The 22248-nt window shown below is 62.5% G+C and carries 20 protein-coding genes; 9 read left to right on the forward strand and 11 right to left on the reverse strand.

Going from position 1 to position 22248, the window contains the following annotated elements; genetic code table 11:
* Position 1: 1 nt before the first annotated feature.
* The 3 genes from mutS to JNO50_RS03905 all read right to left on the reverse strand — a co-directional run bounded on the left by mutS (position 2) and on the right by JNO50_RS03905 (position 4780).
* Positions 2 to 2539 carry a DNA mismatch repair protein MutS gene (gene mutS, locus JNO50_RS03895; protein WP_189536148.1) on the reverse strand — a complete coding sequence of 846 codons (2538 nt, stop codon included), beginning with the start codon at positions 2537 to 2539 and terminating at the stop codon, positions 2 to 4.
* A gap of 145 nt (positions 2540 to 2684) precedes the next feature.
* Positions 2685 to 3848 (reverse strand): Bcr/CflA family efflux MFS transporter, encoded by a 1164-nt coding sequence (locus tag JNO50_RS03900; RefSeq protein ID WP_189536146.1) that lies wholly within the window; start codon positions 3846 to 3848, stop codon positions 2685 to 2687.
* Between the two features lie 20 nt (positions 3849 to 3868).
* Positions 3869 to 4780, reverse strand: a complete 912-nt coding sequence (locus JNO50_RS03905) for a LysR family transcriptional regulator (protein WP_189536144.1) — start codon at positions 4778 to 4780, stop codon at positions 3869 to 3871.
* Between the two features lie 110 nt (positions 4781 to 4890).
* Between JNO50_RS03905 and JNO50_RS03910 the strand changes: the two genes are divergently transcribed.
* Both JNO50_RS03910 and JNO50_RS03915 read left to right on the forward strand, forming a co-directional pair.
* Positions 4891 to 6090 carry an MFS transporter gene (locus JNO50_RS03910; RefSeq protein WP_189536142.1) on the forward strand — a complete coding sequence of 400 codons (1200 nt, stop codon included), beginning with the start codon at positions 4891 to 4893 and terminating at the stop codon, positions 6088 to 6090.
* Positions 6091 to 6131: 41 nt separating this feature from the next.
* Positions 6132 to 7373 (forward strand): phospholipase D-like domain-containing protein, encoded by a 1242-nt coding sequence (locus tag JNO50_RS03915; RefSeq protein WP_189536140.1) that lies wholly within the window; start codon positions 6132 to 6134, stop codon positions 7371 to 7373.
* Between the two features lie 31 nt (positions 7374 to 7404).
* Here the strand turns inward: JNO50_RS03915 and JNO50_RS03920 are convergent, their stop codons facing one another.
* Positions 7405 to 9477, reverse strand: coding sequence for a prolyl oligopeptidase family serine peptidase (locus JNO50_RS03920; RefSeq protein ID WP_215796485.1), 2073 nt, complete (start codon positions 9475 to 9477; stop codon positions 7405 to 7407).
* A gap of 572 nt (positions 9478 to 10049) precedes the next feature.
* The gene (locus tag JNO50_RS03925) at positions 10050 to 12122 is read right to left on the reverse strand and encodes a prolyl oligopeptidase family serine peptidase (RefSeq protein ID WP_215796486.1); all 2073 of its coding nucleotides are present in this window, start codon (positions 12120 to 12122) and stop codon (positions 10050 to 10052) included.
* Positions 12123 to 12338: 216 nt separating this feature from the next.
* Between JNO50_RS03925 and JNO50_RS03930 the strand changes: the two genes are divergently transcribed.
* Positions 12339 to 12782: a MarR family winged helix-turn-helix transcriptional regulator gene (locus tag JNO50_RS03930; RefSeq protein WP_189536504.1), complete on the forward strand. Its 444-nt coding sequence runs from the start codon at positions 12339 to 12341 to the stop codon at positions 12780 to 12782.
* Here JNO50_RS03930 and JNO50_RS03935 read toward each other — a convergent pair.
* On the reverse strand, positions 12704 to 14152 hold the full coding sequence (locus JNO50_RS03935; protein ID WP_189536502.1) for an Nramp family divalent metal transporter: 1449 nt from the start codon (positions 14150 to 14152) through the stop codon (positions 12704 to 12706). The genes JNO50_RS03930 and JNO50_RS03935 overlap by 79 nt on opposite strands.
* 149 nt (positions 14153 to 14301) lie before the next feature.
* Positions 14302 to 15090 carry an inositol monophosphatase family protein gene (locus tag JNO50_RS03940; protein ID WP_189536500.1) on the reverse strand — a complete coding sequence of 263 codons (789 nt, stop codon included), beginning with the start codon at positions 15088 to 15090 and terminating at the stop codon, positions 14302 to 14304.
* A 151-nt stretch (positions 15091 to 15241) separates the two neighbouring features.
* On the opposite strand from JNO50_RS03940, the gene JNO50_RS03945 reads away from it, so the two are divergent.
* On the forward strand, positions 15242 to 16012 hold the full coding sequence (locus JNO50_RS03945; protein WP_189536498.1) for an RNA methyltransferase: 771 nt from the start codon (positions 15242 to 15244) through the stop codon (positions 16010 to 16012).
* Positions 15969 to 16901 (forward strand): DUF1853 family protein, encoded by a 933-nt coding sequence (locus JNO50_RS03950; protein ID WP_189536496.1) that lies wholly within the window; start codon positions 15969 to 15971, stop codon positions 16899 to 16901. Before JNO50_RS03945 ends, JNO50_RS03950 begins: the two co-directional genes overlap by 44 nt.
* 3 nt (positions 16902 to 16904) lie before the next feature.
* Here the strand turns inward: JNO50_RS03950 and fnr are convergent, their stop codons facing one another.
* Positions 16905 to 17651, reverse strand: coding sequence for a fumarate/nitrate reduction transcriptional regulator Fnr (fnr, locus tag JNO50_RS03955; protein ID WP_189536494.1), 747 nt, complete (start codon positions 17649 to 17651; stop codon positions 16905 to 16907).
* 109 nt (positions 17652 to 17760) lie between these two features.
* Here fnr and hemN point away from each other — a divergent pair, with 109 nt between their 5' ends.
* Both hemN and JNO50_RS03965 read left to right on the forward strand, forming a co-directional pair.
* The gene (gene hemN / locus JNO50_RS03960) at positions 17761 to 19167 is read left to right on the forward strand and encodes an oxygen-independent coproporphyrinogen III oxidase (RefSeq protein ID WP_189536491.1); all 1407 of its coding nucleotides are present in this window, start codon (positions 17761 to 17763) and stop codon (positions 19165 to 19167) included.
* A 74-nt stretch (positions 19168 to 19241) separates the two neighbouring features.
* Complete coding sequence (locus tag JNO50_RS03965; RefSeq protein ID WP_189536489.1) at positions 19242 to 19382, forward strand: hypothetical protein; 141 nt, start codon at positions 19242 to 19244, stop codon at positions 19380 to 19382.
* A 104-nt stretch (positions 19383 to 19486) separates the two neighbouring features.
* Here JNO50_RS03965 and JNO50_RS03970 read toward each other — a convergent pair whose 3' ends face one another.
* Positions 19487 to 19747: a hypothetical protein gene (locus tag JNO50_RS03970; RefSeq protein ID WP_189536487.1), complete on the reverse strand. Its 261-nt coding sequence runs from the start codon at positions 19745 to 19747 to the stop codon at positions 19487 to 19489.
* Here JNO50_RS03970 and JNO50_RS03975 point away from each other — a divergent pair.
* Both JNO50_RS03975 and JNO50_RS03980 read left to right on the forward strand, forming a co-directional pair.
* A complete protein-coding gene (locus JNO50_RS03975; protein ID WP_189536485.1) occupies positions 19746 to 20006 on the forward strand; it encodes a hypothetical protein in 261 nt (86 codons plus the stop codon). The two genes, JNO50_RS03970 and JNO50_RS03975, sit on opposite strands and share 2 nt — an antisense overlap.
* Before the next feature lie 24 nt (positions 20007 to 20030).
* Entirely contained in the window at positions 20031 to 20267 is a 237-nt protein-coding gene (locus JNO50_RS03980; RefSeq protein ID WP_189536483.1) for a hypothetical protein, read from the forward strand.
* A 57-nt stretch (positions 20268 to 20324) separates the two neighbouring features.
* On the opposite strand, the gene udk is transcribed toward JNO50_RS03980, so the two are convergent.
* Positions 20325 to 20939 (reverse strand): uridine kinase, encoded by a 615-nt coding sequence (udk, locus tag JNO50_RS03985; protein ID WP_189536482.1) that lies wholly within the window; start codon positions 20937 to 20939, stop codon positions 20325 to 20327.
* A gap of 81 nt (positions 20940 to 21020) precedes the next feature.
* A complete protein-coding gene (locus JNO50_RS03990; RefSeq protein ID WP_229804911.1) occupies positions 21021 to 22244 on the reverse strand; it encodes an MFS transporter in 1224 nt (407 codons plus the stop codon).
* Between the last annotated feature and the right edge of the window lie 4 nt (positions 22245 to 22248).

The following is a 22248-nucleotide window of genomic DNA, read 5'->3' on the forward strand; positions in this document are numbered from 1 at the left end:
ATTATCGCAATTGCGATTTTAAATCATAAAGCATATTTAACGCTTCGCGGGGAGAAATCGTATCAGGATCAATATCCTGCAGCATTTCGATGGCCGGGTGTGGCTCCGGTTCCACAGTCATGGGCTGGCTGAACAGGTCCGGTTGCTGACGCGATGCGGCGTGGTTTTCCAGTTCCGCCAAGTGGCGTCGCGCCTCGCGTATGACGCGGCCGGGCACGCCGGCCAGCTGCGCGACGGCAAGTCCGTAGCTTTGGCTGGCGGGGCCGTCTTCCACATGGTGCAGGAACACGATCTTGTCATTGTGTTCGACCGCGGAAAGATGCACGTTGGCGACCGACGGATAGTCCGAGGACAGACGGGTCAATTCGAAATAGTGGGTGGCGAACAGGGTATAGGCGCGGTTTTTCTCGATCAGCGCCCGCGCGATGGCCCAGGCGAGCGCCAGGCCATCGAAGGTCGAGGTGCCGCGCCCGACCTCATCCATCAGCACGAGACTGTGTTCGCCGGCATTGTTGAGGATGTTCGCCGTTTCGGTCATTTCCACCATGAAGGTGGAACGTCCGCCGGCCAGGTCGTCCGACGCGCCGATCCGCGTGAAGATCCGGTCCACCGGCCCCATCACCGCGCGGCCGGCAGGCACGAAGCTGCCGACGTGCGCGAGCAGAGTGATCAGCGCGGTCTGCCGCATATAGGTCGATTTACCACCCATGTTCGGGCCGGTGATCAATAACAGTTTGCGGCTGTCGGACAGGCGGGTGTGGTTGGCGATGAAGCGGTCCACCTGGCTTTCCACCACTGGATGGCGTCCGTCGACGATATCGAGGCAAGGCGTGTCGACGAACTCGGGTTCGATATAGTTGCCGGCCGTTGCCCTGAGGGCGAAGGCCGCGAGCACATCGAGGCTTGCGACCGCTTCGGAAAGGGCTTTCAGGCGCGGGATGGCGTCGGCCAGTTCGTCCAGCAGCGCTTCGTACAGTTGCTTTTCCAGAGCGAGCGCGCGGTCCTGCGCCGACAGGGCCTTGTCTTCGAACTCCTTGAGTTCCGGAGTGATATAGCGCTCGGCGTTTTTCAGGGTCTGGCGGCGGCGGTAGTCGTCGGGCACCTTGTCCGAGTTGACGCGCGAGACCTCGATGTAGAAGCCGTGCACGCGATTGAATTCGACCTTGAGCGTGGCGATGCCGGTGCGCTCGCGTTCGCGCGCTTCGAGCTGCAGCAGGAATTCGCCGCAATGGGTCTGAATGCCGCGCAGTTCGTCCAGATCCGGGTGAAACCCGTCGTTGATCACGCCCCCATCGCGCAGGAATGTCGACGGTTCCGGCAAAATGGCCCGGGCCAGACGTTCGGCGATCGGGGCGACTTCGGGCAGCACCTGACCGATCCGGGCAAGCAGGGGACTTTCCATGCCGGCAAGCCGCGGCTGCATCGCCAGCAGCGCGGTGATGGAGTCGCGTAGCGACGACAGGTCGCGCGGCCGGGCCGAGCGCAGCGCGACACGGGCCGTGATGCGTTCGATGTCGGCCACCTCGCGCAGGTCTCCGTGGATGCCGTCGCCATTCTCCATCAATTCGCGCACGGCGAACAAACGTTCGCAGATCGCCGTGTGGCTGCGCAGCGGATGATGCAGCCAGTTGGCCAGCAGCCGGCTGCCCATGCTGGTCGCGCACTGGTCGAGCAGCGAGAACAGTGTCGGAGAGCGTTCGCCGCGGATGGTTTCGGTGATTTCCAGATTGCGGCGCGTGGCCGCATCCATGCGGATCAGGTCACGATGGTCTTCCACGCCGAGACTGGCGATATGGGTCGGGTTCACACCCTGAGTGGCCTTGACATAGCCGAGCAGCGCGCCGGCCGCGCCGATCGCCACGGTCATGCCGTCGGTGCCGAAGCCATCCAGATCCCGCGTGCCGAAATGGCGGGTCAGGGTCAGGCGAGCCGAATCGGCATCGAATTGCCAGGCGGGCAGTTTCTTTTTCGCGCCGGGCCAGTTTTCCAGAATGCCGACGGTCAGATCATCGGGCATGAGCAGCTCAGCCGGGCGCAGGCGCTCCAGTTCGGCGGGCAGATCATCGACCGGGCACTCCAGAACGCGGAAGGTTCCGCTGGCCACCGACATCCAGGCGATGCCCAGGCGGCTGCGCTGGCTGGACAGCGCGAGGATGATGTTGTCGTGCTTGTCGTCAAGCAGGGCGGCGTCGGTGACGGTGCCGGGAGTGACGACCCGCATGACCTTGCGTTCGACCGGCCCCTTGCTGGTCGCCGGGTCGCCGATCTGTTCGCAGATGGCCACCGATTCACCGAGTTTGACGAGCCTTGCCAGATACTGTTCGGCCGCATGGTAGGGTACGCCGGCCATTTTGATCGGTGTGCCCGCCGAGCTGCCGCGCGTGGTCAGCGTGATGTCCAGCAGCCGGGAGGCTTTTTCCGCATCCTCGAAAAAGAGCTCGTAAAAATCGCCCATTCGATAGAACACAAGCTTGTCGGTGTGCTCGCTTTTGAGTGCGAGGTACTGCTGCATCATCGGAGTGTGCTGGGCTGTCGTCATGGTGTTCAGGAGAAATCCGGGCTACGGTTGTGATACGGAAAAGCATGCCCCGGCCGTTGCCGTGAGCGCGAGTGAACCCGCCATTCTACCCGAGCCCGCGATGCGGGAACATCCCTGGACGACGGGAGGCGGTTCTCCCTGCCGGTCAGCCCGGCCGCCGGTTTCCGGCTCGCGTCGCGAACAGGCAGGCGAGCGCCAGAACGACGATGGCCGTCCCCAGCCGGATTTCCGCCGGGCCGGGCAGCGAGGCGAGCAGAGCGCTGAACAGCGCGGCGGAAATCATCTGCAGGCAGCCGAGCGCGGCCGCGGCCCGGCCCGCTCCCCGGCTGAACGCCGTCATCGCCAGGCCGTTGGCCGGCCCCATGGTCATGGCGAAGCCGGTGCTGACCACCGCCACCGGCAGCATGTAATGCCAGGCGCCGGACTGGTCCGAAACGGAGAGCATCAGCACGCCCCCGGCGAGCATCAGCCACAAGCCTTCGGCGAGTACGCGCCGCCGTCCGCGCGCCGGGATGCGCCGCGCCGCCACGAGGCTGGCGAGAATCAGGATCACGGCGTTGGCCGCGAAATAGAGGCTGAACGCCATCGGCGAAAGTCCGGCTCCGTCGATCATGACTTCCGGCGCCAGGGTCACATAGCTGATGATGATCATCAGCGACGCCGCGCAGCATGCGCCATAGCGCAGAAAGTCGGCGTCGCGCAGGATGGCCGCGAAGCCAGGCTGCCCGGTCTCGCTGTGTTCTGCGCGGTGCCGCGCCGTTTCGGGCATGAGGCAGGCCAGCGCCAGTCCGATCAGCGCGGCCGTCAGGGCGAGCGCGGAAAAGGTCGAAGGCCATCCCCAGACCTGCACCATGGCCGCTCCGGCCAGGGGGGCGGCCGACGGCACGATATTGAGCGCGCCATTGAGCAGGCTGTAGCGGCGCGCGGCCTCGTCACCGTCGAAGAGGTCCCGGATCGCCGAAAAGGCCGTGACCGAGGTCGCGCTGGCTCCCAGTCCCTGGATCAGTCGCAGCAGAATGATCAGCGTCAGCGAATCGGTGGAGCGGATCAGCCAGGCGGCGAGTCCGTAAAGCACGATGCCGAACAGGGCGACGGGCCGTCGTCCGATCCGGTCGGAGAGGGGCCCGAACAGCAATTGCCCCGGGCCGATACTGAGCACGAAGGCGCTGAGGGTCAACTGGATATCGGCGCCGAAGTGGCGCGCCATGTCGGGCATGGCGGGGAGATACAGATCGATGCCGAGAGGATTGAGCAGGATCAGCAGCATGGCGCTGAGCGTCGTCAGCATGGCAAGGCGTGGCGAAGGCATGAACAGATGTTTTTCGGACGTCAGGACTGCCGATTATCCGGGCTTCGCGCCGGGTTGTCATGATCCGGCGGCGCGAACAGCATGGCAAGAAACGCGTCGGCGGCCGGAGTGGGCGCCTCGGCATGAACGCAGTAGACGCGTCGCGCCGGCGCATCCTCGATGGGACGGGTAACCAGGTCGCGGATCGAGGCGGCAAGGCTCTCCGGTACCAAGCCGATGGCCAGACCCGCCCGCACGATCTGTTCGAGCAGGCTGTTGTGCGAAATTTCAAAACTGACATGGCGCGGAATGCCCTTGGCGGAGAAGGCCTGATCGGTCTGCCGCCGGGCGCCGCTGCCCGCGTAAAAATCCACCAGGGTTTGTCCGGCGATATCGGAAAGACGCAGTGTGTCCGCTCCGGCCAGCGAATGCCCCGGGGGCAGCAGGGCGACAAGATGCTCTTCCTGGACGAGGCGGTGCGGCAGCCTCGGCGCGGGTTCTTCCGGCCGGACCCCGATCAGCGCCACATCGGCGCGCCCTTCGCCGACATCGTCGACCAGCGCTTCGCTCATGCCGACATAGAGCCGGATGTTCACCTGAGGGTAGCGGGCGTGGAAGCGCGCCAGGGCGTCAACCACAGGTAATTGCCCCGGTGCGGAAATGATGCCGATGGCCAGCGTGCCGCGCACCAGCCCTCGCGACGCGTCCATTTCTTCGCGCAATCGGCGCTCGTCTGCGAGCAATTGCCGGGCGAGCGGCAGGAAGGTCTTGCCGTCGGCCGTCAGGCGCACGCGGCGCGAAGTCCGCTCGAAGAGCCGTACGCCAAGGGATTCCTCCAGCTTGGCTATCTGGTGACTTAACGCCGACTGGACGATATGGCAACGGTCGGCGGCCCGGGTGAAGTTTTCTTCTTCGGCGACGGCCACGGCGAACTGAATTTGGCGCAGGTTCATCAAATCAATCGTATAACAAGATCAATGCCATGATAACAAAGCATTGGATGGGATCGCCGGGATTGGTGATACTCGCCACCCCATCCCACTGTAATGCAAGGATCGATCCGATGACCGCCAAACCGCCGCACGCGTTGCCAAACAGCCTGGTATTCCTGATGGCCATGGCGACCGGCCTTGCCGTTGCCTGCAACTACTATGCCCAGCCCTTGTTGCACACGCTGGCCGGCGAGTTTCACCTTTCGGTGGAAGCCGCGGGGGCGCTGGTGACCGCCGCCCAACTGGGGTACGCCGCCGGGTTGCTGTTGCTGGTGCCGCTGGGTGATCTGTTTGAAAAGCGCCGACTGATCGTGACGCTTTGCCTGCTCACCGCTGCCAGTCTGGCGATGACGGCGCTTGCGCCGAATTTCGCCATCATGCTGGCCGGGACGGCGCTGACCGGTTTTTTTGCCGTATTGGCCCAGGTGCTGATTCCGATGGCGGCGACACTCGCGTCCGCCGAAGAGCGGGGCCGGGTGGTCGGCCGGGTGATGAGCGGTCTGTTGATGGGGATTTTGCTGGCCCGCACCGTGGCCGGCGCGGTGTCGTCGCTGGCGTCCTGGCGCGCGGTTTACGTGATCGCCGCGCTGTCGATGCTGCTCATGGCGCTGGCCTTGCGGCGCGCGTTGCCATGCCAGCCTCCGACCGGCAAGCTGGCCTACCCCCGTTTGATCTTCTCCGTTTTCGCCCTGCTCATCGCGGAGCCGGTGTTGCGCATGCGCGCCGTGCTCGGCGCGCTGGCCTTCGCGATTTTCAGTGTGCTGTGGACATCGATGGCTTTTCTGCTGGCCGCGGCGCCTTACCATTACAACGATGCCACGATCGGCATGTTCGGCCTGGTCGGCGCGGTGGGGGCGCTGGCCGCCGCCAAGGTCGGCCGCATGGCCGATCAGGGCCGCTCCAGCCAGTCGACCAGCCTCGGCTTCGGGCTGCTGTTGCTGTCCTGGTTGCCGCTGGCGTTCGGCGAGGTATCGCTGACTGCGCTGATCTTGGGCATCATCCTGCTGGATCTGGCCATCCAGGGCGTGCACATCAGCAATCAGAGCCAAATTTATCGCAGCCGCCCCGAAGCCCGCAGCCGTATCACCGCCGCATATATGACCAGTAATTTCATCGGCGCGGCGGCGGGGTCGCTCATGTCGGCGGCCGCCTACGGACAGATGGGCTGGCAAGGCGTGGCGCTCTCCGGCGCCGCCTTGAGCCTGGCCGGTTGTGTGTACTGGGGCTGGCAACTGCGGCAGTCATCAAAACATCATGGAGTAGTGACATAATCGGCGGATTTTGACGGGGGCGATGCCCCGGAAAGTCCCCCATGCGCCAGATGCTGCGTTCGGCCCTGTGCCTTGCCTTGTTCGGCTTGTCCCCGCTGACGGCCCGGGCCGAGTTCACCGTTCCCGGTTTCGAGCTGGTGTACACGGCGCCCGCTGGCGCCGGTCTGGAAGCGCCGGATCTGCGTTCCCCGTCGGAGGTGTGGTCAGGGATGGTCGATGCGGCGCGCTCGGATATCGCGATCGGGGCATTTTATGTGAACAGCCGATCCGGGACTGCGCTGGATCGCGTGATCGGCCGGCTCGAGGCGGCCGGTCGCCGCGGCGTGAAAATCCGTTTTCTGATGGAGGAGAAGGGGCGTTTCGCCGCCGATGAAGCCACTATCGCCCGCCTGCGCGCCATTCCCAATCTCGAATTCCGTTTCCTGGATTTCGGCAAGCTGGGCGGCGGCATTGTTCACGCCAAATACCTGATCGTGGATAAACAGGTCGCCTATGTCGGCAGCCAGAATTTCGATTGGCGCTCGCTCGAGCATATCCATGAAACCGGCCTGAAAATCACCGAGCCGTTCATCGTGTCGCGCCTGTCGGCGATTTTCGGGCTGGACTGGCAGGCCCAGGCGGCGATCGCGTCGGGTCGGACCGTGGCTCCGCTCAATACCACGGTGAAGCACGCCAACCTTTCCGGCGAGGCTTTTCTGGTGGCCAGTCCCAACGCCTTCAATCCGCCCGGAGTGGGCGACTCGGAAACCGCGCTGCCGGCATTGATCGGGCAGGCCCGCAGCGAAGTGCGGATTCAGTTGCTCGATTATGTGCCGCTCGCGTTCGGCGATGGCAAGAGGCGGGCGTACTACGCCGTGATCGACAACGCGATACGAGCGGCTCTCGCCCGTGGTGTCAAGGTGAAGCTGATGGTGTCCGACTGGAATGCGGTCAAGCCCGACATCGATTACCTGAAGAGTCTTGCGGTGTTGCCCGGCATGGAGGTGCGCATCGTGACCGTGCCCCCGGTCAGGGAAGGCTGCATTCCCTTCGCGCGCGTGATTCACTCGAAGACCATGACCATCGATGGCAAGCTCGCCTGGATCGGCACCAGCAACTGGAGCGGCGGCTACATGGACACCTCGCGCAATCTCGAGGTGGTAGTGCGCAATGCCTCGCTGGCTGGACGGGTGGCCGCCCTGCACGAGGCGGCGTGGTCGTCGTTGATGGCCCGTCCGGTCAGGGCCGGCGAGGAGTACGCGGTGCCGGACAAGGCCTGTCTGAAGACCCCGCCGGCACGGTGAAGCGGATCCTCGGCGGATCCGCCCGATACGCTCAGCGCAATGCCTTGAAGAGGAAGCTGTACTCCAAGGCGGTGCGGTAAGCCTGCTGCTCGTTGTTGGCCGCCGCGCCATGTCCTCCTTCGGTGTTCTCGAAGTAGAGCACATCGTTGCCGTTGGCCTTCATGGCCGCGTACATTTTGCGCGCATGGCCCGGATGCACCCGGTCGTCGCGCGTGGAGGTCACGAACAGGGTGCGCGGGTAGGTTCTGCCGGACTGGATATTCTGATAGGGCGAATAGCGGCGGATCGCCTCCCAGTCGGCCGGCACATCGGGGTTGCCGTATTCGTCCATCCAGCTCGCGCCGGCCAGCAGCTTGTGGAAGCGCTTCATGTCAAGCAGCGGAACCTGGCAGACCACCGCGTTGAACAGGTCGGGCCGCTGGGTGAGCATCACGCCCATCAAGAGGCCGCCGTTGCTGCCGCCCATGATGCCAAGATGGCGTGGCGCGGTGATCTTGCGGCGGATCAGGTCTTCGGCGACGGCGGCGAAGTCGTCGTAGGCTTTTTGACGGTTGTGGCGCAACGCCGCCTGGTGCCATTTCGGACCGTACTCGCCACCGCCGCGGATGTTGGCCAGCACATAGGTGCCACCTCGGGACAGCCAGCCCGCGCCGATGCCTCCTGAATAGAAAGGCGTCATCGAAACATCAAATCCGCCGTAACCGTAAAGCAGGGTGGGGTTCTTGCCATCCGTCCTGAGATTTTTTGCGCCGATGATGAAGTAAGGCACGCGGGTTCCATCTTTCGAGACAGCGAAAAATTGCTGGATCCGGAACGGCGCACTGTCGAAAAATGCCGGCAAGGTTTTAAGTGATTCACGCGTATCGCTTCCAGTTCGGGCCAAGTGCAACGATGTCGGTGTCAGAAAATCGGTGAAGGTCAGGAAGTACTCGTCGGAGTGCTCTCTGTCCACCTCGGTGATTTTCAGGGTACCGTACGTCGGCGTAGCGACCTTGCGGGATTGCCACTGCCCGTTCATCAAGGTACGTTCCTCCAATGACGCTTTGACATCGTTTGTGATGGTCAGCAGAAGACCGTCGCGTGTGCTTGTGACGTCGTCGAGCGCGGTCGACGCCGTGGGCACGAAAAGCGCGGTGAAGTTGCGTTTGCCTTGAAGGAAGTCCTCTACCGGCGCGGCGATCAGCGAGCCGCTGCTCCAGGTCTTGCCTCCCGTTGTCCAGTCCGATTTGAGCTGCAGCAGGATCCAGCTATCAAAAAAGGCGACAGTGGCATCGGCTGGCTTGCCCAGACGCACCCACTCGCTCCCTCGACGCAGCAGGGCTTCGGTGTCGGAGAACGTCACCGCGCGTTCGATCATGTCGTACCGATAGGTCTTGTGGCGGTAAACGGAAGCGTGCACGGTGACATCGGAACGCTGGCCCGCGAACAGGGTGCGAGCCGAGGCCAGCGGCGTGCCGCGTTTCCATTCCTTGACGAAGCGGGGGTAGCCGGAGTCGGTCAGGCTGTTCTGGCCGAAGTCGGTCATCACGTACAGCGTGTCGCGGTCTTTCCATTCGGCCGCTCCTTTGGCTTCTGGAAGCGAAAACCCGTTGGCCGCGAAGGTTTTTGTGGTCAGGTCGAATTCGCGGATCACCGCAGCGTCGGCGCCTCCGCGACTGAGGCTTAGCAAGCAGCGAGATCCGGATGCGCGCTCGCAGGTGGCGCCTTGCCAAACCCAGTTTTCTCTTTCGTCGCGAGCCAGGCGGTCCAGGTCGAGAACGGTTTCCCAGGCAGGGGAGGCCTTGCGGTATTCCGCCAGTGTGGTGCGGCGCCAAATGCCGCGGACGTGGTTGTTGTCGCGCCAGAAGTTGTAGTAGAAGTTCCCGACTTTCTCGATGTAAGGAATGCGGTCATTGGAGTTGAAGATTTTCTTCAGCGCGTCGCGAGTCGGAGTGAAATCCGGTAATGCTTCCAGTTCGGTGCGCGAAATGGCGTTTTGTTGGTTGACCCACGCGGTTGTTCTGGCGCTGGCCATGTCTTCCAGCCAAAGATAGGGGTCTACGCCGCTCGCGAGACTTGCGCTGACGGCTCCAGCCAGTAATAAGCCGAACATGTGTTTCTGCATCGTGTTTCCTTATCGTGCTAATGAGTTTCATTACGGTGCGACGGTTCGGCAATATGGCAGCAGTCAGTGTTATAATCCAGTTTCAACTAAATGGTTTGTATTCGTTGTTATATCTATTAAAAATATTAGGTCAGTGTGAGGATGGCTCGCCCAGGCCCCGTCTGGCCTGCATCCCTCTTTTCTTGCTGTGAATATCCTGAAGGGCCTTGGCAACCGCGGACCTAATCCACGCCCCGTGCAACTGGCCGTTTTGCCCGGGCTTTTTGTCCCCGCGCAACGTGAACGGCCATTGCGGGGATCCTGCCAAAAATGGAATGTACCAACGCTGCACCGTTAACGGTTCCGGAGGACTCTGAACGAATACGGATTCATCGGTTTCATATGCGGTCAACTGGCGGATGGGTAGCCGGCTTTGTCACGAACACAAGACAAGCCGGGTGAAGAGGCGGCGGGACGGCCCCGCGCGAGCCGGCGTGCGGCCCGTCCGGAGGAGCACGCGGTGCCGGACAAGGCCTGTCTGAAGACCCCGCCGGCACGGTGAAGCGGATCCTCGGCGGATCCGCCCGATACGCTCAGCGCAATGCCTTGAAGAGGAAGCTGTACTCCAAGGCGGTGCGGTAAGCCTGCTGCTCGTTGTTGGCCGCCGCGCCATGTCCTCCTTCGGTGTTCTCGAAGTAGAGCACATCGTTGCCGTTGGCCTTCATGGCCGCGTACATTTTGCGCGCATGGCCCGGATGCACCCGGTCGTCGCGCGTGGAGGTCACGAACAGGGTGCGCGGGTAGGTTCTGCCGGACTGGATATTCTGATAGGGCGAATAGCGGCGGATCGCCTCCCAGTCGGCCGGCACATCGGGGTTGCCGTATTCGTCCATCCAGCTCGCGCCGGCCAGCAGCTTGTGGAAGCGCTTCATGTCAAGCAGCGGAACCTGGCAGACCACCGCGTTGAACAGGTCGGGCCGCTGGGTGAGCATCACGCCCATCAAGAGGCCGCCGTTGCTGCCGCCCATGATGCCAAGATGGCGTGGCGCGGTGATCTTGCGGCGGATCAGGTCTTCGGCGACGGCGGCGAAGTCGTCGTAGGCTTTTTGACGGTTGTGGCGCAACGCCGCCTGGTGCCATTTCGGACCGTACTCGCCACCGCCGCGGATGTTGGCCAGCACATAGGTGCCACCTCGGGACAGCCAGCCCGCGCCGATGCCTCCTGAATAGAAAGGCGTCATCGAAACATCAAATCCGCCGTAACCGTAAAGCAGGGTGGGGTTCTTGCCATCCGTCCTGAGATTTTTTGCGCCGATGATGAAGTAAGGCACGCGGGTTCCATCTTTCGAGACAGCGAAAAATTGCTGGATCCGGAACGGCGCGCTGTCGAAAAATGCCGGCAGGGCCTTGAGAGGCTCGCGGATATCGCTGCCGACTCGCGCCAACTGCAGCGATGTCGGTGTCAGAAAATCGGTGAAGGTCAGGAAGTACTCGTCGGAGCGTTCATCGTCCACTGCCGTGACACTCAGGGAGCCGTAAGTCGGCGTGTCCACCTTGCGGGCGCTCCACTGCCCGTTCTTCAGGGTGCGCTCTTCCAGCCGACCCTTGACGTCGTCCATGATGGTCAGGACAAGGCTGTCGCGCGTGCTTTCGAATCCTTCCAGGGCGGTCGACGCCGTGGGCACGAAAAGCGCGGTGAAGTTGCGTTTGCCTTGAAGGAAGTCCTCTACCGGCGTGGCGATCAGCGAGCCGCTGCTCCAGGTCTTGCCTCCCGTTGTCCAGTCCGATTTGAGCTGCAGCAGGAGCCAGTCATCAAAAAAGCCGACCGAGGCATCCGCCGGTTTATCTAGGCGGACCCATTCGCCGGCGCGGCGCAACCGCGTTTCCGTGGTGAAAAACGTTACGCCGCGTTCGATCGTGTCATAACGGTAGCGCTTGTGCCGGTAAACCGCGGCGTGCACGCTGACATCGCTGCGCTGGCCTTCGAGCAGGGTGCTTGCCGAAGCCAGCGGCGTGTCGCGCTTCCATTCCTTGACGATGCGCGGGTAGCCGGAGTCGGTCAGGCTGTCTTTGCCGAAATCGGTCATCACGTACAGCGTGTCGCGGTCTTTCCATTCCACCTGGCTTTTGGCCTCCGGAAGCGCGAAGCCGCCGGCGACGAAGGTTTTTGTGGTCAGGTCGAATTCGCGGATCACCGAGGCATCGGCTCCGCCTCGGCTTAGTGTCAGCAGGCAGCGGGCGCCTGACGGCCGTTCGCAGGTGGCGCCTTTCCAGACCCAGTTTTCTTTTTCGTCGAGCGCCAGACGGTCAAGATCGAGGACGGTTTCCCAGTGGGGCGAGGCTTTGCGGTACTCGGTCAGCGAGGTGCGCCGCCAAAGACCCCGGACATGGTCTTTGTCGCGCCAGAAATTGTAATAAGCATCGCCGATTTTCTGGACGTAGGGGATGCGGGCACCGGAATTGAGGATGGTCATCAGGGTGTCGCGGGTCGTGGCGAAATCGGGCAATGCCTCCAGCTCTTTGCGTGTGGCCGCGTTCTGCTGCTCCACCCAGGCCAGTGCCTTGGGACCGGTGACTTCCTCAAGCCACAGGTGAGGATCGCTCTCGGTAGCCTGACTCGCGCTGGTCGCGCTGGCCAGAAACAGGCCGAACATCAGTTTTCTCATCGTTTTCCCTTTTGTAATGAATTGCTTTTTGGTGAAACCCTCGACAATATGCCATTGGGCAATTCTATAATCCAGTTGAAATAAAGACCTCGCGGATCAGCATCCTGTTCAAAGTGACGGGAAGATCGCAACCTCCTGGCCGGACACTTGGAGTTGCGCATGGTATAGTCGGCGACGACGGATCAACCAATAACAAAAGACACGGGATTTCTGCTTATGAGCGCACTGCCGGACCAGTTCAGTGATCTGATCATCACCTTGCCAAAGATGTGGAAAACGTTGCTGGATGAGCGCTTTAAACCGTTCAACATGTCTTCCGCGCGCTGGCAGGTTCTGTTCAAGCTCGGCCGCGCGGACGAAGCCCTGACGCAGAACGAGCTTGCCTTGCGCATCGGCATCGAACCGGCATCGCTTGTTCGTCTCATCGATGCGCTCGAAGGCGAGGGTCTTGTCGTGCGCCAGCCCGATCCGGACGACCGTCGCATCAAGCGTGTCAGACTGACGCCCGAGGCGATCGAGTTGAGCCGCGAGCTTTTTGACATCGCCGACGGTTTGCGCGCGGACATCCTGTCGTCCGTGGATCAGGGCGAACTCGAAGTGTGCCTTAACGTGCTCAAGTCGATTCGTGGCGAAGTCGAGAAACGGCTCGGATCGCGCTGACCGTTTTCATCCTGCGGCCATTTGAGCCGGACGATGGCCAGATAGGCCAGCAAAACTCCCGCCGCGATGGCCGCCGGGTAGCCGCCGAACCGGGCGGCCACGCCGGCCCATCCCGGCAGCGCCGACAATTCCCCCACCGTTTGCAGCACCAGCTTCCCGTTTAGCAGCAAGATGAACAAGGCGACCGCCCAGGCCAGCGCGCGCGCGCCGACAGGCGGGCGCAACCGGCCCATCACCGAGCGGTTTCCTGTCAGTCTCAGCAAGGGAATCACCGCGAAGCCCAATTGCAGGCTGAGAATCACCTGACTGGCGACCAGGAGGGTATCGAGGCTTCGGTCACCGGCCAGGACGATTGTCAGGAAGGCCGGGACGAGGGCGATGGCGCGTGTGACAAGGCGCCGCTGCCAGCCCTTCCAGTGCAACTTCCCATGACCTTCAAGAATGACCTGACCTGCCAGGGCGCCGGTCAGGGTGGACGACTGCCCGCACAGGATCAGCGCGACGGCGAACAGGATCTGCGCCGGATGGCCGAAACGTTCGCCGAACAGGCGGTGGGCGTCGGACAGTCCGCCTACCGCTGCGCCATCATGGTGGAACGCGGTGGCCGCGACGATGAGGATGGCCGCGTTGACGGCGAAGGCGATGCCCAGCGCGAGTCCCGTGTCCCGGGCATTGCGCTTCAGGGTAGCCCGAACCCGGGCAAGATCCGGGCTGGCGGTTGTCTTGACCAGCGCGGAATGCAGATAGAGGTTGTGGGGCATGATGGTCGCGCCCATGATGCCGATGGCCAGGTAGAGCGCGTGACCGTCGAGCGGACGGACGATCATCCCGTGAACGATGTCGGTGCCGGAAGGGGCGACGATGGCCAGTTGCGCGGCGAACGCCAAGGCGACGACGGCGATCATGGCGATGACCGCGCTTTCGAGAGTGCGCAGACCGCGCGCGCTGAGCAGCAGAAAAAGCAGGGTGTCGCAGAGTGTCAGGGCGACGCACCACGCCATGTCCAGGGCGAACAGTAAATGCAATCCGATGGCCATGCCGAGGATTTCGGCCAGATCCGTGGCGATCACGGCTATCGTTGCCAGCGCCAGCAGGATGCGGTTCAGCCGTGGGCCGTACGCCTCGCGCGACGCGGTGGCCAGATCCTGTCCGGTCACGATGCCGAGCCTCGCGCTGAGTGTCTGCAGCAGCCATGCCATCAGACTGGATGCGACCAGCACCCATAGCAGCGCATGACCTTCTTCACTGCCCGCCGCGATGGCGGTGGACCAGTTGCCGGGATCCATGTAGCCGACGCTGACGAGAAAGGCCGGGCCCAGGTAGCGCATGCCGGGAGAACGGCAGAAACGGGCGAAGGTGGCTCGTGACATGATTTTCTCCAATGAGAATTATTCTCATTATAGCCATGTTCGAGCGGTTGTCTTTTGGATTGTTTTAATCTATGCGATAGTTGTTTTTGATAGTTTGAATTTCGCTGAGGCAAAAAAACCCGCATGACGCGGGTTGGCAGGGTGTCGCCTTACTTGACGTGCGGCGCGAGCAGATGCAGCAACTGTGCCAGCACCTTGGGGTTGGCCGCCACGATATCGCCGCTGTCCAGCCAGGTCTGCTCGCCTCGCAGATCGGTGACGATGCCGCCCGCTTCTTGAACGATCAGGCTGCCGGCCGCGATGTCCCACGGTTTGAGGTTGAGTTCCCAGAATCCGTCAACGCGGCCGCAGGCCACATTGCACAGATCGAGCGACGCCGCGCCTTCGCGGCGGACGCCGGCGGTCTTGCCCAGAACATCCTTGAGCATGGCGAGGTAGGTGTCGACATACGACTGATCGCTGACCGGGAAGCCCGTGGAAATCACGCATTCGTTCATGAACGAGCGGCGCGAGACGCGGATGCGGCGATCGTTGAGGAAGGCGCCGACACCGCGCGATGCCGTGAAAAGGTCGTTGCGGCCCGGATCGTAGACGACGGCTTGCTGGATCTGGCCCTTGTGCGCCAGCGCGATCGAGATCGCGAACTGAGGATGGCCGTGAATGAAATTGGTGGTGCCGTCGATGGGGTCGATGATCCATTCGTACTCGGATTCGCCAAGCCGTTGGGCGCCGGACTCTTCTGCTAAAATGGCGTGCTTGGGGTAGGCCTCGAGGATCACGTCGAGGATCGCCGCCTCGGCGGCATGATCCACCTCGGAAACGAAGTCGTTGTGTTTCTTTTTCTCTACGCGGACAGCGTCGAGGTTGTTCGACGCGCGCAGGATGACGTTACCTGCGCGGCGAGCGGCTTTAACCGCGACATTGAGCATCGGATGCATTGACGGCCTTTACACTGGAACGAAGACAGGCGAACGCCTTTTGGCAAAGGCGGCTCATCTGTGTATAACAATCTGGGTTAAGGAACAGAAAAAACCTCGCCACAATGGCGGGTTTTTGCAATATAGACGCTATTTTAATGCGAAACAGCCAATGAATAAACCCGAAGTCCCTGATTTTTTAAAGAACATCCGTATTGTGCTGGCCAGACCCAACCATCCGGGCAATATCGGATCGGCTGCCCGCGCGATGAAAACCATGGGACTGTCCCGGCTCGTGCTGGTGGCGCCCAGGGCGTTTCCCGACCCGGAAGCCGTGACGCTCGCGTCAGGCGCGGCGGATCTGCTGGAAACGGCCCGCGTCGTGAAAACCCTTGCCGAGGCGCTCGAGGGCGTGACCGTGGCCTGCGCGCTGACCAGCCGCCGGCGCGAGTTGACAATGGAGCCGGTTACGCCGCGCGAGGCGGTGCCGGATCTCCTCGCCCGGGCCCGCACTGGGGAGGAAATCGCCATCGTGTTCGGCAACGAGACTTTCGGGCTGTCGATCGAGGAAGTCGAATGCTGTAACCGCTTGCTGACCATCGCCGGCAATCCCGACTATTTTTCGCTCAATCTGGCGATGGCTGTGCAAGTCGTGACCTATGAGCTGTTCAGCCAGGCTGGCGTCGGCGTGGAGCATCTGCGCCAGGAAGCTGAGCCGGCAACCCTCGACGAAGTCGAGGGATTCTGCGGTCACCTTGACCAGACCATGGAGCATATCGGTTACTACCGCCGCCGCAACGGCGAGCGGCTGATGCGGCGCATGCGTTCGCTGTTCCATCGCGCCGCGCTGCAGCGCGAGGAGATCGACATCCTGCGCGGTTTTCTCAAACAGGTGCAGCGTGCCCACGACGGACAGCTTCGCGACACCGATCGCGGCGAGTGAACCCGAGTGGCTGGCCGGATTGAGGCATCCGGCCGTGCGCGACCTGGCCTGTCTGCTGTTCTCCGAGCCGCCGTGGCATATGGCGGACGCCATCGATCCCGTCCGCTTGCAGGGGCCCGACGCGGTGAGCCGGCTACGAAGCCTCGACCGCGCTCCAGGCTGTCTTGAGCGCTGGTTGTCGGCCTCGCCTTCCAACCGGCTTGGTCGTTATGCCGAGCATCTTCTGGCGTTCTGGTTCGATACCTCGTCGCATTCCCGTCTTGCCGCCCGCAACGTACAGGTGCGGCGCGGTAACGGAATGACGATCGGCGAGTTCGATTTTCTGCTCTGGCTCGATGGCGAGCCATGGCATCTGGAGCTTGCCTGCAAATTCTATCTGAAGCTTGGTGAGTCACCACTGGAATGCGTCGGCGCGAGTCTTGGCGATGGCATGCAGCTCAAGACCCTGGCGATGAAGCGTCAATTGGCGTTGCCGACTCTGCCGGAGGGCGCGCGCGCCTTGCCTGACGGGTTTGCCGGATGCCGCAGCGCGGCGCGCCTGGTGGGGGGGCTGTTCGCCGGGGCCGGCGGTGGGGATCCTGAGGGAACGCTGGGCGGCTGGTGGCGGCAAGGCGCCGAGTCCTTGCCTTGCCGGGGCGCCGCGGCGCGCTGGGTGATTCTTGACCGGAGCCGCTGGCTGTCGCCCTGGCGGGGCGGGCAAGCCGCAAGTCTTGATGCGGGAGAGCTGGCCGCGCGGCTGCAGGGGGCCGATCGTGTGGCGATGGTCGCCGAAATCATGGAAGACAATGGAACGTGGAGAGAGGTCTCCAGGGGATTCGTGGTGCCGGAAGGCTGGCCGGATGCGAAACGGCTGGCCGAGCTGTACGGGCGGAGCGGACCCCGCCCGTGACGCTTACTGACCGTTGGCGTGTACGCAGCCCGAGATCAGCTCCTTGAGCTGCTCCGGCAGCACCAGCTGGATGTGCTTGTGGTCGACGGTGATCCAGCCTTGCTGCTGGAATTTCGACAGGGTGCGGCTGACCGTTTCGAGCTTGAGGCCAAGGAAGCTGCCGATTTCCTCGCGGCTCATGCGCAGCACGAAGTCGTTGGCGGCGAAGCCGCGGCTGGACAGGCGCTGGGAAAGGTTGAGCAGGAAGGCGGCCAGCCGTTCTTCCGCCTTCATGTTGCCAAGAAGCAGCATGACGTTCTGGTCGCGAACGATCTCGCGGCTCATCAACCGGAAGAAATGGTGCTGCAGGCTGGGGATGTCGCGGCCGAGACTCTCCATGCGGGAGAAGGGCAGCTCGCAGACTTCGCTGTCCTCCAGGGCGATCGCGTCGCAGCCGTGAACGCTGGAGGATATGCCGTCAAGACCCATCAGTTCGCCGGACATCAGGAAGCCGGTCACCTGTTCGCGACCATCCTGGCTCGATACACAGGTCTTGAAGAAACCGGTGCGGATGGCGTACAGGGACTTGAAGTTCTCGCCGCTGCGGAACAGGAACTCCCCGCGCTTGAGGCGGCGACTCTGGCGGATGACGGCGTCGAGCTGGGCGAGCTCTTCGCGGTTAAGTCCGACGGGCAGACACAATTCTCGCAGACTGCAGTTGGAGCAGCTTACCTTGAGAGTATGGAGCGGGATCAACGTTTGGTCGTTCATGCTGTATTTCAGCAACCTTGTAAATAAGCTTGACGCTTGTCAAAGCGGATTTTATCCGTTTTCTACAAATTTACCAGTCCACCACAGGTTTTTCCAGTTCAGGACCGCCATGACACCCACCCACCCGTTTTTTCCGGACAGCTGCGAATTCGATCGCGAGCTTATTGAGCGTCTGGATTGCTCCGGACCGCGCTACACCTCGTATCCCACGGCTGACCGCTTCACCGCCGCGTTTGGCCCCGACGATTATCTGCGCTGGTTGGGCCAGCATCAACTGGGTCAAAGCAATCGGGCAATATCATTATATGCTCATTTACCTTTTTGCAACACTGTCTGCTACTACTGCGGTTGCAACAAGATCATCACCAAAGACAAGTCAAAGGCGGATACCTACCTCGATTATCTGGAAAAAGAGGTGGATGCGGTTGTCGCCGCGCTGGGCAAACGGGAGAAAGTCATTCAGTTGCATTTCGGTGGTGGAACGCCGACGTTCCTGTCGGATGCACAACTGGAACGGTTGATGACCTTGCTCAAGACACGTTTCGAATTCCTGCCCGAAGGCGAGTATTCGATCGAAATCGATCCGCGCAAGGTCGGCCGCGATACCGTGTTCGAGCTGGCGCGTCTGGGCTTTAACCGCATGAGTGTCGGTATCCAGGACTTCGATCCGGCCGTGCAGCAGGCGGTGAACCGGGTACAGAGCGAAGCCGAAACGCTGGAAGTGATCGAGGCCGCGCGCGAAGCAGGATTCCGCTCGGTGAGCGTCGATCTGATCTATGGCCTGCCGCTGCAGACGCTCGATTCCGTGATGGCCACGCTGGACAAGGTGATCCGCATCGCGCCGGACCGCATCGCCCTGTACAACTACGCGCACTTGCCGACCGTGTTCATGCCGCAGCGCCGCATCAACGAAGCGGATCTGCCCAGCGCCGAAACCAAGCTGGACATTCTGCAGGAGTCGGTGAAGAGATTGACGGATGCCGGATATGTCTTCATCGGCATGGACCACTTCGCCAAGCCCGACGACGATCTCGCGGTCGCGCTGCGCCAGGGACGGCTGCAGCGGAATTTCCAGGGTTATTCGACGCATGCCGATTGCGACATGATCGGACTCGGGGTGTCGTCGATCGGCAAGATCGGACCCTGTTACACGCAAAACCACAAGGACATCGATGCCTATTACGCGGCGCTGGATGAAGGCCGCCTTCCCGTCATGCGGGGAATGGTGCTCGATGGCGACGATATTCTGCGGCGCTCCATCATCCAGTCGCTGATGTGCCGTTTTGCCTTGTCCGTCGAAGCCACCGAAGATGTGTTCGGCATCAATTTCGCGCACTACTTTGCCGAGGAGTTGCCGAAGATCCGCGAACTGCAGGCCATGGGGCTGCTGAGCTTCGATGGCGATTTCCTGATGGTCGAGCCCAAGGGCCGTTTCCTGATCCGCAATATTGCGATGATTTTCGACAAGCACCTGCGCGACCGCCAAAGCGGCGCCCGCTATTCGAAAGTGATCTGACGCGAAAAGGGGGGAGGGGAACCTCCCCCGTCCCCTTATTCCGTGCTACGCTTTCCGTCCTGTTTTTCTCCAGAGTGTCGTTCCGCTCCATGATGAAGTCCCTGCTCAACGGCATCCTGCTGGCGCTGGTGGCCGCCGCCTACGGCCTGTGGTTCGGCGTCCGCGTGGCCGCGTACCCGTTCAGCCTGCTTCGCCGACGGCTGGGGCGTGCCTGATACCGGATCATTCCCCCGGTTCCTCCCCGCGTTCCTCTCTCCTCGTTTGCCGGTCGCGGCGGGATGATCGATCGGCTTGCGGCGTATTGCCATCCCGATGCTCCTTAGAAGTAATGTGGCGCTTTCCTTTTTATGCAAAAAGCATGATGCACATCGGCCATGTGAAGAAGTGCTTCGCGGTAACGAAAAAGAGCCGTGAGCACGTCGCCGATCCCCGTGGACAGGGGAGGATGTTCGAGGCGGTTCGCGATGTCTTCTTTGCCTGCGGGGCGGGTGAAGTGCTGGGCCTGCTCGATCCCAACGGGCGCGGGTAAAACCACCACGTTGCGCATGTTGCCGACCGCGCTGGCGCCAACCGGCGGCATGATCGAGATCCTCGAGGGGCGCTCCCTGCTGGGTTTTCTGTCCGGCGCCACGGCGCTCTACGGCCGGCTGACGGTGCGAGAAACCATCCGTTTCTTCGGCGAGGCGCATGGCGTTGGCCGGGCACATCGCCGGCCTGGCCGTCCTGTCGCGAATCGGGGGCGGGAGTGTCGGCTGATCGGCGCGCTGGTGCTGCCGTCCAACGCCATTGTCGCGGCGGTGCGGTTGACCCTGTCGCTGTTCGCCAGGACGTACAAGTAGGCCAGCAGTTATTGCGGGCAGGTGATGTGCCTGCCTGTTGTTTCCGTCGCGATGTCGATGCTGCCGGGGATGAAGCTGGAATCATTCTGGGCCTGGATGCCGATCACCAATGTGTCCCTGGCGATACGCGAAGTACTGAAGGGCACCCTGGGTGCCGGCTCCTTGGCGGTCGTGATGCTCTCCACTTTGCTGGCCGCAGGCATGCTGATCCAGGTGTGCGTGCGCCTGTGCCGGGCGGAGAGAGTGCTGTTCCGCCGCTGAGGGCGGGGTGGGAAGCAAAACGCCGGCCCCGGGATGGCGCCGGCGTTTTGCCACGAATCAGACGATCAGGCTTTCGATGCGGGCGGTGATCATGTCCACCGCCGGGTCGTTGCAGCCGTGGGGCAGAATCACGTCGGCAAAGCGCTTGGTCGGCTCGATGAACTGGTTGTGCATCGGTCGCACCGTGGCCATGTACTGGTCGATGACGTTCTGCATCGAGCGGCCGCGCTCGGCGATGTCGCGTTGCAGGCGGCGGATGAAGCGGACATCCGAATCGGTGTCCACGAAAATCTTCAGCGACATCATGTCGCGAAGCGCCGCGTCGTACAGAGAATAGAAGCCCTCGATCAGGATGACGGGCGCCGGCACGACGGTCTGGGTGGCGTCCGACCGTGTGTGGCGGGCGAAATCGTAGATCGGCATGTCGACGGGCACCCCGTTCCTCAGATCATCGATATGCTGCATCAGGAGCGGCCAGTCGAAGGCGTGCGGGTGGTCGTAATTGGTCAAGAGCCGCTGTTCGAAGGTCAGATTGCTCTGGTCGCGGTAGTAGAAGTCCTGAATGACGACGGCGGCCTTGTCGGCGCCGATGGTCTCGACCAGTTTGCGGGTCACGGTCGTTTTGCCGCTGCCGCTGCCACCGGCGATACCGATGATGAAGGGAGTTGTCATAGAGGATCTCGGATTTTGCAAAAAACGCGACATTTTAATGACTTGTAGTGATCGGTGCCATCTGTAAAGCGGCATGCTCGTTCAGGTTTGCACCGTGCCGGAATGCCCGGCGAGGATGGCGCGCACCGGCCGGGTCTGCAGGGCGACGGCGGTCAACGTGGCGATGGCGCAGGCGCTCCACAGCACCGAGCCGCCCCAGCTGCCGTAAATGAACGTTCCCAGGGCCGGGGCATAGATGGTGCGACCCGACCAGACCGCGGTGTACAGACCCAGATAGCGTCCGCGCAGCCGGTTTTCCGAACGCATCATCACCAGTTGCGAAAACACCGGCGAGATCAGCAGCTCCCCGACCGTCACGGTGATCGCCATCAACACCGCGAACAGCGGCCCCTGGCCCGCCAGCAGCCACAGATAGCCCAGACCGTTGAAGAGCACGCCGGCCGCGGCGCCGGCGCCAAGCCCCCAGCGCATCACCCGCCGCGCGACGGGAAGCTGGAACAGCACCACCATCGCGCCATTGATCGTGAAAAGATACCCCAGCCATTGGGGCGGCAAGTGGTAGCGGTCCTTGAGGAACAGCCCCACGCTGGAATACATCTGGTCGAAAATGGCGATGGTGATCATCAGGCTTGCCATCAGCCACAGAAAAGCCGGGTCGCGCCAAGGACTGCCGGTGCCGTGTGCCGGACTATCCTGCCGGCGGCGCGGTTCGGGCAGGGCCGAGTTTCCCCGGTAGGCCAGTGCCAGCCACAGTGCGCCAAGCAGGCTTGCCGCGCCGTTGCTGGCATACACCCACTGGTAGCCGTGCGCGGCGATCAGGCCACCGGTGACGCCGCTGAGCGCGACCCCCAGGTTGGTGGCGATGCGCAGCATGCCCTGAGCGACAGGCCGGCGGGCATCGGGACAGGGCTCCAGGGCGAGCCGCTGGTTGACCGGCCGGAACGCGCCGTCGCTGAAGCCCGAGATGACCAACAAGGGAAGAAACAGCCACAAGGGCAAAGGCAGGAACATCGCCAGCATGGACAGCGCCGAGACGGCCATGAAGGCCTTGGCCAGCGCCGTGGCGGAAACGCGGTCGGACAGCGCGCCCCCCAGGTAGGCGCCGCTCAATGCGCCGACGCCGTAGGCCGAGACCAGAAAACCGATCCAGCGGTAGTCGATACCGTAGCGTTCGTGCAGATAGAGCGGAAGAAACAGTTTGGCCATGCCTCCGGCATTGTTGAGCAGGCAGGCGACCAACTGGATGTAAACAGTGCGCGGCAACGAACGGTAGGGAGCCAGAAGCCGGGCGGTGGCAGGTTTCACAAGG

The organism is Paludibacterium paludis (assembly GCF_018802605.1).
Taxonomy (GTDB): domain Bacteria; phylum Pseudomonadota; class Gammaproteobacteria; order Burkholderiales; family Chromobacteriaceae; genus Paludibacterium; species Paludibacterium paludis.